An 11,068-nucleotide genomic window follows, 5' to 3' on the forward strand; every position below is an offset into this window, starting at 1 on the left:
CGGCCTCTTCTTCCTCTTCCTCGATATAATCGTCGTCGTCATCCTCGATCGGGGCGATCGGGGCAAAGCTGCGGCGCGCGACCGGCGGCGGGCCGCCGACCTCGATCGCCATGCGCGCACCCTCGGTCTCGCCGTCGGGCAGGATTTCGACGCTGACGCCGTAAAGCTCTTCGATCTCGCGCAGCTCGCGGCGCTTTTCGTTGAGCAGGTAGAAGGTCGCTTCCTGGCTCGCGCGCAGGATGATCTTGCTGCCCTTGCCGCGCGCGGCTTCCTCTTCGATCATGCGCAGCGCGCTGAGGCCCGCCGACGAAGCGGTGCGGACCAGCCCGGTGCCTTCGCAATGCGGGCAGGGGCGCGTCGAGGCTTCGAGCACGCCGGTGCGCAGGCGCTGGCGGCTCATCTCCATCAGGCCAAAGCCCGAGATGCGGCCGATCTGGATGCGCGCGCGATCGTTCTTCAGCGCTTCCTTCATCGCGCGCTCGACCTTGCGGACGTTCGAGCCATGATCCATGTCGATGAAGTCGATCACGATCAGCCCGGCCATGTCGCGCAGGCGCAGCTGGCGCGCGATCTCGTGCGCGGCTTCGAGGTTTGTGCTGAGCGCGGTCTGCTCGATATTATGCTCGCGCGTCGACCGGCCCGAGTTGATGTCGATCGACACCAGCGCCTCGGTCGGGTTGATCACCAGATAACCGCCCGATTTCAGCTGGACGACGGGATTGAGCATCCCGGCGAGCTGGTCCTCGACGCCATAGCGCTGATAGAGCGAGACGGGGTCGGCATATTGCTGGACGCGCTTGGCGTGGCTCGGCATCAGCAGCTTCATGAACTGCTTGGCGGCCTTGTAGCCGTCCTCGCCCTCGACGATCACTTCCTCGATATCCTTGTGATAGATATCGCGGATCGCGCGCTTGACCAGGTCGCTGTCCGAATGGATCAGCGCCGGGGCGCTCGACCCCAGGGTCTTTTCGCGAATCTCGTCCCAGACGCGCGCCAGATAGTCGAAGTCGCGCTTGATCTCGACCTTGGTGCGGCTCATCCCGGCGGTGCGCACGATGCAGCCCATCGTCGGCGGCAGGTTGAGCTCGTCGACCATCGCTTTGAGCTTGCGGCGGTCGGCGCCGTTCGAAATCTTGCGGCTGATCCCGCCGCCATGCATCGTGTTCGGCATCAGCACGCAATAGCGGCCGGCGAGCGACAGATAGGTGGTCAGCGCGGCGCCCTTGTTGCCGCGTTCTTCCTTGACGACCTGGACCAGCATCACCTGGCGGCGACGGATGACGTCCTGGATCTTGTACCGGCGGCGCAGCGACATGCGGCTTTCGCCGTCCTCGTCCTCGTCGCGGCGGCGGCCACGACCGCGGCCGCCCTTGCGGCCGTCGCGGCCGCGCCCGCGGCCCTTGCGGTCGCCGCGATTGTCCTTGGATTCCTCGGCGCCCTCTTCGGCTTCGCCCTCGGCATCGCCGTTTTCGTCATCGCCTTCGTCGCCTTCGGGCTCCTCGCCGACGGTTTCGGGGGCGGGGACATCGCCATTCTCGTCCTCGTCGGGACGCTCGACCTCGGCGATATCGCCTTCCAGCTCGTCGAGGTCTTCCTCGGCACGCATCGCGGCTTCGGCGGCATGCTCGGCCTCTTCGCGGAGCAGCGCTTCGCGATCTTCCTTCGGAATCTGGTAATAGTCGGGGTGGATTTCGCTGAACGCGAGGAAGCCGTGGCGATTGCCGCCATATTCGACGAACGCCGCCTGCAGCGACGGTTCGACGCGGGTTACCTTGGCCAGATAGATATTGCCCTTGAGCTGCTTGTGCTCGGCGGACTCGAAATCAAACTCCTCGATGCGGTTTCCCTGGGTGACGGCGACACGGGTTTCTTCCCGGTGCCGCGCGTCGATCAACATGCGCGTGGTCATTATTATCACTCCAGGCGCGCCGCGGCGCGCCAACAAAAAAGGCCGCCGCCCTCCGTGGGGGAGGGCTGCGGTCGATAGGGTTCAAACGGAAAAAGACGTTATTGCCGCTGGCAGCCTGCGTCCGGTGCTGGACGCGCATGCGGTCTTCCGCCCGGCCGACGGCAAGCGCGAAAGCGCCTGCGTCGCGGAGAGAAGAGGGCATGGCAAGCCTCATGCGGCATCAACCTGTTTAGCGGGATGACCGGCCGGCGCGCGTCGACCGGTTGGGGATCGTCCTGCGCTGCCCGGGCATCCGGGTGGGCCGACGGCAGGTTGCCAGGCCTGGATTGTCGGGCACCGGGGGAGAGCTGCCGCGCGGTCCGTCACTTCGGTACCGGTTGGGCGCCTTCCCCGCATAAGGCCCGACGGTCAGGCGATGACACCGTCAGCGTTGGGGGTGCTAGCATCGGCGTCATCGAACGGCAACAGCAAGCACCGGAAAAATATGGGCATGACCGCGCCGGTCGCAAGAGCGCCGATGCGCCGACTCATGCTGAATCGCCAGTTAACCTTGCCCTTTCACCGTGACTTGACGCGCTATCCCTAATGCATGGTTCATCGTGATGACCCGCAGGTGGCCTTGGATGTTTTCGGATAAAGACTGGACCAATCGGCCCGCCGGGCGGCATAATCGCCTCATGCTCCTCGCGTCGCTCTTCCTTTCGTCGCTGATGGCCACGCCGGCGGTGCTCGCGGGCAATATCGGCGCGATCGAGATCGACGGCGGCGACGTCACCGTGCGCTTCGACGATTTCGTCGCGGGTGCCTCGACCCTGCTGCTTGCCGGCCCCGACCGTATCGCGCTCGACATCGCGGGCGCGCAGGCGGGCCGTTCGCCGCAGGGCGCGGGGCTCGTGCGCACCGTCCGCCAGGGCCAGCAGGGCCCCGACACCGCGCGCGTCGTGCTCGACCTCGACCGGCCGGCCCTGGTGTCGAACGCGCGCTTCGCCGCCGACGGGCGCAGCCTGTCGTTCCAGCTCAGCCCGGTCTCGGCCGACGAATTCCAGCGCGCCTCGCGCGCCCCGCGCCTCGAACTCCAGCCCCCGGCCGGGTTTCGCGCCAAGCCGCCCGAAAAGCGCTACAGCGTCACCGTCCCGATCGGCAAGGCAAAGCCCGCGGTCGCGCTGCCGAAGATCGAGGGGCCGAACAACCCGCGTCTGCCGCTCGTCGTCATCGATGCCGGCCACGGCGGGCACGACCCCGGCGCGATCAGCCCGCACAGCGGCAAGCGCGAAAAGGACATCACGCTCGGCATCGCGCGCGCGATTCGCGACGATCTGATCGCCTCGGGCCGTGTGCGCGTCGCGCTCACCCGCTCGGACGACCGCTACCTCGTGCTCGAGGAACGCTATGGCATCGCGCGGCGGTTGAAGGCCGACCTGTTCATCTCGATCCACGCCGACGCCGCCGAGAATCAGCAGGCGAGCGGCGCGTCGATCTACACCCTCTCCGAAGTTGCCTCCGACCGTGAGGCCGCCCGCCTCGCGGCGCGCGAGAATAAGGCCAATATCATCAACGGCGTCGACCTCGGCGCGCACAGCAACGATGTGTCGTCGATCCTGCTCGACCTCACCCAGCGCGAGACGATGAACGTCGCCTCGGACTTCGCGCGGCTGCTCCAGCGCGAAGCGTCGGACGACGTCAAATTCCGCACCACCGCGCACCGCTTCGCGTCGTTCGTGGTGCTGAAGGCGCCCGATACGCCGTCGGTCCTGTTCGAAACCGGCTTCATCTCGAACGAGGTCGATTCCGAATTTCTCGCCTCGCCCGCGGGCCAGAAAAAGGTCGCGCGCGGCGTCCGCGACGCGGTCCAGATTCACTTCGCCCGCCAGATCGCCTCCAACTAATTCTTGACCCCGCCCGCCGCCCTCGACAGCTTCGCGCCAGGTTGAGGGGAGAGAGGCATGGGCTGGAGCAACTGGTCGGGCAGCGTCGCCGCGCCCGTCGCCGTCACCCGCCCGCAAAGCGAGGATGAACTCGCGGCCCTCGTCCGCAGCGCCGCGAAAGTCCGCGCAACCGGCGCCGGCCACAGCTTCATGCCGCTCTGCGCCAGCAACGACCTCCTTCTCGGCCTCGACGACCTCCCCGGAGAAATCCGCGTCGCCCCCGACCGCCGCACTGCGCGCATCCCCGCGGGCTGGAGCATCAAGCGGCTCACCGCCGCGCTGTGGGACGAGGGGCTCGCGCTCGCCAACCAGGGCGACGTCAATCCGCAATCGCTCGCGGGCGCGATGGCGACGGGCACGCACGGCACCGGGGTCGACCTCGGCAGTCTCGCGACGATGGCACGCGGCTTCCGCCTGATCGGCGCCGACGGCGAGGCGCGCTGGTGCGACGCCGACACCGAGTCCGACCTCTATCAGGCGCAGCGGCTGTCGCTCGGCCTCTTCGGCATCGCGACCGAGATCGAGGTCGCGCTCGTCCCCGCCTTCCACCTCGCCGAACGCATCGAAAAACGCCGCTGGGACGAGGTCCGCAAAAGCTATGACGACCTCGCGCAGCGGCACCGCCATATCGAATTCTGGTTCTTTCCCCACGCCGACCATGTCATCCTCAAGACGCTCGACCCCTGCGACCCTTGCGATCCGCCGCCGACGACCACCGACATGGAGGAAACCGCCTTTCGCCGGGTGCTCGACGTCGCGGCGCGGCTGCCATTCCTCACCCCTTGGCTCCAGCGCGGCATGATGAAGACCGGCTTCGACGGCCACCGCCGCGGCCCCGCGCACAGCATCTTTCCGTCGGATCGCACGATCCGCTTCGAGGAAATGGAATATGAAATGCCGCGCGCGGCGGGGCTCGATGCGCTGGCCGAGGTCGTCGGCTGGATCCGCAAGAAGCGCCTGCCCGTCACCTTCCCCTTCGAATATCGCACCGTCGCCGCCGACGATATCTGGATCAGCCCGATGAACGCCGGACCCGTCGCGGCGATCTCGATGCACCAATATGCGAAGATGCCGTGGCAGGGTGTGTTCGCCGAAGCCGAAGCCATCTTCCGCGGTCATGACGGCCGCCCCCATTGGGCGAAACGCCACACGCTCACCCGCGCCGATGTCGATAGCCTCTATCCGCTCGCCGAACGCTATCGGTGCGTCCGCCGCACCGCCGACCCGCACGGCAAATTCCTCAACCCGCATCTCGAGGCGCTTTTTTCATGACCGACGATCTGACGCTGCACGGCCATCTGGTGGGCCGGCAGGGCAGCCGTGCCGACCTCAACACCCCCGTCCTCGTCCTCGATACCGGCGCGCTCGACCGCAATATCGCCGCGATGGCGGCGCTCGTCGCGGCGCATGGCGTCGGCCTGCGCCCGCACGGCAAGACGCACAAGAGCGTCGACATCGCGCGGCGCCAGCTCGCGGCGGGCGCGGCGGGGATCTGCTGCGCCAAGATCGGCGAGGCCGAGGCGCTCGCCGCAGGCGGCATCACCGGCATCCTCATCACCTCGCCCGTCGCCGCGCCGCGCGCGATCGAGCGGCTCGCGGCGCTCGCCAAAAGCGCCGAAGGGCTGATGGCGGTGGTCGACCATCCCGCCGTCGCGGCGCGAATCGATGCCGCGCTGGGCGGCGGCCTCGACGTCGTCATCGACATCGACCCCGGCATCGCGCGCACCGGCGTCGCGTCGCCCGAGGCCGCCGTGGCGCTGGCCGAGGCAATCGCGAAGCTCCCGAACCTCCGCTACCGCGGCGTGCAGTTCTACTGCGGGTCGCAGCAGCATATCGAAAGCTTTGCCGAGCGCCGCGCCGCGATCGAGGAGCGCACCGCCTATCTGCAGACCGTCATCGACGCGCTCACCGAGGCAGGACACAAGCCCGAAATCGTCACCGGCTCGGGCACCGGCACCCACCGCATCGACCTCGATCTCGGCGTCTTCACCGAGCTTCAGGCGGGCAGCTATGTCTTCATGGACAAGCAATATCTCGACTGCGACCTCACCGGCGACGCTACGGTCCCTTTCGAAACTTCGCTCGGGGTCGACGCGCGCGTGGTCAGCGCCAATCATTCAGGCCTCGTCACGATCGACGCGGGCTACAAGTCGCTTTCGACCGACGGCGGCGTCGCGGTCGTCCGGCGCGGCGCACCCGAAAGCGCCTTCTTCACCTTCATGGGCGACGAACATGCCGCGCTCATCGCCCCCGGCATCGGCAACGAACTGGCACCGGGCGATCCGGTGACGCTCACCGTCCCGCACTGCGACCCGACGGTGAACCTCTACGATCATTATCATGTCGTCGACGGCGAGACGCTGGTCGCCATCTGGCCGGTCAGCGCACGGGGGCGGGCGCGCTAAGTCCCCCTCCCGCTTGCGGGAGGGGCTAGGGGAGGGCATGTCGAAATCAGGCGCCAACAAAACAGGCCCTCCCCCGACCCCTCCCGCAAGCGGGAGGGGAGTTCAGCGCTCCACCGCAACCATGCTTCCCTTTCGCGGGCGCACGCTTTAGAGGCGAGAGCCTATGGCCGCCGAGACCACGTCCCACTTTCGCTATCGCCTGCACCGTGACAGCAATGCCGTTCTCACATGGTTCCGCACCATGTGGCTTCGCCGCTGGTTCCGCTGGCTCGGCTACCTCGTCCTCACCGGGCTGCTCGGCCTCGTCCTGATCTGGGCGATCTTCGCGCGCGACCTGCCGTCGGTCGAACAATTGCGCGATTACGAACCGCCGCTGCCGACGATGGTCCGCGATGCCGAGGGCAAGCCGGTGCACAGCTATGCGCGCGAACGCCGCGTCCAGCTCGAATATAGCGAATATCCGCAATTGCTCGTCCGCGCCTTCCTCGCGGCCGAGGACAAGACCTTCTTCAGCCACGGCGGCATCGACTATCCGGGCATCGCGACCGCGATCGTCACCAACATGACGAACAGCGGCCGTCCGGTCGGCGCGTCGACGATCACCCAGCAGGTCGCGAAGAACCTGCTGCTCACCAACGAGCTCAGCTATCGCCGCAAGATTCGCGAACTGATCCTCGCGCGCCGCATCGAAGGCGCGCTGACCAAGGAACAGATTCTCGAGCTGTATCTCAACGAAATCCCGCTCGGCCGCCGCGCCTTCGGCGTCCAGGCCGCGAGCCGCGCCTATTTCGACAAGGACGTCGACCAGCTCGCGCTCCACGAAATGGCCTTCCTCGCCATCCTGCCCAAGGCGCCCGAAAAATACGGCCGCGCCCGCTTCGAGGCCGACGCGCTCGCGCGGCGCAATTTCGTGCTCGGCTCGATGGCGGAAAATGGCTGGATCACGCCCGCGCAGCGCGACGCCGCGCGCGCGATGCCGCTCGGCCTGACCAGCAGCGGCAACACCGCGGTCGCGCAGGTCGGCGGCTATTATATGGAAGAGGTGCGGCGCCAGCTGATCGCGCAATTCGGCGAAACCGCCGAGGATGGCCCGCACAGTGCTTATGCTGGCGGCCTCTGGGTGCGCACGCCCTATGATGGCAAGATGCAGGCCGCGGCGACCAGCGCGCTGCGCAAGGGACTCCAGCGCTACGACGCGGGCAAGGGCTGGTCGGGACCGATCGCGACGATCGAGGCCGACGACCAGTGGCAGAGCCGTCTCGCGTCGAGCTTCATCGGCATCGACTATGACGGCTGGCGCGTCGCCGCGGTGCTGTCGAAAAGCGCCGGCGAGGCGCGTATCGGCTTCGCCAATGGCGACACCGGCCGCCTGCCTGCGGGCGCGGCGACGCTCGGCTATCGCAAGACCGGCGGCAGCGCCTTTTCGGCGATGCGCCCCGGTGACCTCATCGTCGTCAAGGCGAGCGGCGGCGACACCTATGCGCTGCGCAACATTCCCGAGGTATCGGGCGGCTTCATCGCCGAAAGCCCGCATTCGGGCCGTATCTTCGCGATGCAGGGCGGCTTCGACGTCCGCCTCTCGCCCTTCAACCGCGCGACCCAGGCCGAACGCCAGCCGGGCTCGACGATCAAGCCCTTCGTCTACGCCGCCGCGCTCGACAATGGCATGACGCCTGCGACGATGATCGTCGACGGGTCTTTCTGCGTCTATCAGGGCGCGCGCTTCGGCAACAAATGCTTCCGCAACTTCGGCGGCGCGGGCGGCAGCGGCGAACATACGATGCGCTGGGGCCTCGAACAGTCGCGCAACCTGATGACGGTGCGTGCGGCAAGCCAGATCGGCATGGAACCGATCGTCGACATGATCCAGACGATGGGCATCGGCAAGCACGAGCCCTATCTCTCGACCGCGCTCGGCGCTGGCTCGACGACGGTCGAAAAGATCACCAACGCCTATGCCATGCTCGCCAACCACGGCCGCGAGCTCAAACCGCGCGTCATCGACTATGTCCAGGACCGCCGCGGCAAGGTGATCTTCCCCGCCAAGTGGAAGCCGTGCGACGGCTGCAACAAAAAGGATTGGGACGGCCGCCCGATGCCGCGCTTCGCCAAGTCGGGCAAGCAGCTGATGGACCCGCTCACCGCCTATCAGGTCGTCCATATGCTCGAAGGCGTCGTTCAGCGCGGCACCGCGGTCCGGCTGCGCGACCTCGATGTGCCGCTGTTCGGCAAGACCGGGACGACCTCGGGCCCGAACGACGTCTGGTTCGTCGGCGGCACCCCCGATGTGATCGCGGGCATGTATATCGGTTTCGACCAGCCGCGCTCGATGGGCGGCTATGCGCAGGGCGGCAGCCTCGCGGCACCGATCTTCAAGGATTTTGCGCTCGTCGCGCTCGACGATCGCCAGCCGATTCCCTTTGCGGCGCCAAAGGGCATCCGCATGGTGCGTATCGACCGCCAGTCGGGCCGCCGCGTTTATGGCAGCTGGCCGGGCAACGATCCCAAGGCGTCGATCATCTGGGAGGCGTTCAAGCCCGAAAGCGAACCGCGCCGGACGATCCGCGAGGAAGAGATCAAGCCCGCCAAGGCCGCCAAACGCCAGGACGCTCCCGTCCAGCAGGGCAATGGCGGCCGCAGCGACAATGATTTCCTCGAGGATCGCGGCGGCATCATCTGACGCTCGCGGACCTTCTTTCCCTTCGGCCCGACAGGCCGTAAGGGCATGACCAACTATTTTCAGGAGCAAGGACATGCGCGCCGAAGCGCAGGATCATATCGACAAGATCGGCGCCGCGCTGGCGCTGCTGCGCCGCTTTCTCGACTGGGACCGCGCGGTGCGGCGGCTCGACGAGCTCAATGCCAAGGTCGAGGACCCGACCTTGTGGAACGACGCCAAGGCCGCGCAGGAAGTCATGCGCGAACGCCGCCGGCTCGACGAGGCGATCACCGCGACGCGCGCGATCGAAACCGAATGCGCCGACACCGCCGAGCTGATCGAGCTCGCCGAGATGGAAGGCGATGAGGCGATGGTCGACGAGGCCGTCGCGGGCCTCGCCGCGCTCGCCGCGCGCGCCGAGGAAGACAAGATTAAGGCGCTGCTCGCGGGCGAGGCCGACGCCAACGACTGCTATATCGAGGTCCATGCCGGGGCCGGCGGGACCGAGAGCCAGGATTGGGCGGAGATGCTTCAGCGCATGTACGGCCGCTGGGCCGAAAAGCGCGGCTTCAAGGTCGAGCTGGTCGAATATCAGGCGGGCGAACAGGCGGGCATCAAATCGGCGACGATGCTGGTCAAGGGCGAGAATGCCTATGGCTATTCGAAGACCGAAAGCGGCGTCCACCGCCTCGTCCGTATCTCTCCCTATGACAGCTCGGCGCGCCGCCACACCAGCTTCTCGTCGGTCTGGGTCTATCCGGTGATCGACGACAATATCGATATCGAGATCAACGAGGGCGACCTCAAGATCGATACCTACCGTGCCTCGGGCGCGGGCGGTCAGCACGTCAACACCACCGATTCGGCGGTGCGTATCACGCATATCCCGACCGGCATCGTCGTTGCGTCGCAGAACGACCGCTCGCAGCACAAGAACCGTGCGACCGCGATGGGGATGCTCAAGGCACGGATGTACGAGGCCGAGCTGCAGAAGCGCGAGGCCGCAGCCTCGGGCGAATATCAGGCGAAGACCGAAATCGGCTGGGGCCACCAGATCCGTTCCTATGTCCTCCAGCCGTACCAGCTGGTGAAGGACCTGCGCACCGGCGTCACCTCGACCGCGCCCGGCGACGTGCTCGACGGCGCGCTCGATCCCTTCATGGCGGCGGCGCTGTCGCAGAAGGTGACCGGCGAAAAGGTCGAGGTCGAGGACATCGATTGACGCTGCGCGCGGGCCTCTACGCCGCGCTGGCGGCGCTGCCGCTGCTCGGCAGCTGCGATGCGCCGTGGCAGGGTGACAGCGACCGCACCGAGACCGCGCGCGATTTCCCGCCCGCCGACCGCCCGGTTGCGCCGACGGTCTCGACCAAATGGTCGACCGAGGAAGCGCGCGACCGGCTCAACGAGGCCGAGGACGTCATGGATTCGGCCGACGTCCGTCCCGGCATGACCGTCGCCGACATCGGCGCGGGCGACGGCTATTACACCGTCCGCCTCGCCACCCGCGTCGGTGCGGGCGGGCGCGTGCTCGCGCAGGACATCATGCCCGAGGTGATCGAGCGGCTCGCCGATCGCGTCACGCGCGAACGGCTCGACAATGTGTCGGTAAAGCTCGGCGCGGTCGACGATCCGCGTCTGCCCGCGAACAGCTTCGACCGCGTCTTCATGGTCCATATGTATCACGAGATCGGCGAGCCCTACGCCTTCCTGTGGCGGCTGCGCCCGGCGCTGCGCAAGGGCGGGCAGGTGCTCGTCGTCGACGGCGACCGCCCGATCGCCGACCATGGCACCCCCTTCCGCCTGCTCGTCTGCGAGTTCGAGGCGGTGGGCTACAAGCTCGTCTCCTACGACGACAAGCAGCATGCCGGTGGCTATCTCGCGCGCTTCGAACCCGAGGGGAAGGCGCCCAAGCCCGAAGACATCAAGGTCTGCGAAAACCCCTAATAGACGAGCAGCCGGTCGCCTTCGCCGACGTCGCGCAGGAAACTGACCAGCCCCGCCGCACGCACCTGCGGCGCCATCTCCGCCGCCGTCAGCCCGACCAGCGCCATGCCCGACTGGCAGGCGAACAGCCCGACCTCCATGTCCGCCGCCTCGCCGATCATCCAGGCGAGTTCGGGCAGCCCCGCCGCCTTGCGCGTCCTGTCGCCCGCCGCCGACACCGGCTCGC

At 67.4% G+C, this 11,068-nt stretch carries 8 protein-coding genes; 6 read left to right on the plus strand and 2 right to left on the minus strand.

All coding sequences use genetic code 11. The annotated features are described in order from the left end of the window. A partial coding sequence (locus B1A78_RS17565) for a ribonuclease E/G (RefSeq protein WP_179102080.1) occupies positions 1-1,909 on the minus strand: 1,909 nt, incomplete at its 3' end. 623 nt (positions 1,910-2,532) lie between these two features. Between B1A78_RS17565 and B1A78_RS17570 the strand changes: the two genes are divergently transcribed. The 6 genes from B1A78_RS17570 to B1A78_RS17595 all read left to right on the plus strand — a co-directional run bounded on the left by B1A78_RS17570 (position 2,533) and on the right by B1A78_RS17595 (position 10,842). Beyond that, positions 2,533-3,795 (plus strand): N-acetylmuramoyl-L-alanine amidase, encoded by a 1,263-nt coding sequence (locus tag B1A78_RS17570; RefSeq protein ID WP_077148210.1) that lies wholly within the window; start codon positions 2,533-2,535, stop codon positions 3,793-3,795. 57 nt (positions 3,796-3,852) lie between these two features. Then, positions 3,853-5,106: a D-arabinono-1,4-lactone oxidase gene (locus B1A78_RS17575; protein ID WP_077148211.1), complete on the plus strand. Its 1,254-nt coding sequence runs from the start codon at positions 3,853-3,855 to the stop codon at positions 5,104-5,106. Further along, positions 5,103-6,239: a DSD1 family PLP-dependent enzyme gene (locus B1A78_RS17580; protein WP_077148212.1), complete on the plus strand. Its 1,137-nt coding sequence runs from the start codon at positions 5,103-5,105 to the stop codon at positions 6,237-6,239. Before B1A78_RS17575 ends, B1A78_RS17580 begins: the two co-directional genes overlap by 4 nt. A gap of 163 nt (positions 6,240-6,402) precedes the next feature. Then, complete coding sequence (locus tag B1A78_RS17585) at positions 6,403-8,919, plus strand: penicillin-binding protein 1A (protein WP_077148213.1); 2,517 nt, start codon at positions 6,403-6,405, stop codon at positions 8,917-8,919. Between the two features lie 73 nt (positions 8,920-8,992). Beyond that, positions 8,993-10,120, plus strand: a complete 1,128-nt coding sequence (prfB, locus tag B1A78_RS17590) for a peptide chain release factor 2 (RefSeq protein WP_077148214.1) — start codon at positions 8,993-8,995, stop codon at positions 10,118-10,120. Further along, positions 10,117-10,842, plus strand: coding sequence for a class I SAM-dependent methyltransferase (locus B1A78_RS17595; RefSeq protein ID WP_179102081.1), 726 nt, complete (start codon positions 10,117-10,119; stop codon positions 10,840-10,842). The genes prfB and B1A78_RS17595 overlap by 4 nt, the downstream gene beginning before the upstream one ends. Here the strand turns inward: B1A78_RS17595 and B1A78_RS17600 are convergent. Further along, positions 10,839-11,068 (minus strand): DsrE/DsrF/DrsH-like family protein (locus B1A78_RS17600; protein ID WP_179102082.1); only part of this gene is annotated, 230 nt, incomplete at its 5' end. The two genes, B1A78_RS17595 and B1A78_RS17600, sit on opposite strands and share 4 nt — an antisense overlap.

Source organism: Sphingopyxis sp. KK2 (assembly GCF_001990265.1).
In the GTDB taxonomy this organism is placed as follows: Bacteria; Pseudomonadota; Alphaproteobacteria; order Sphingomonadales; family Sphingomonadaceae; genus Sphingopyxis.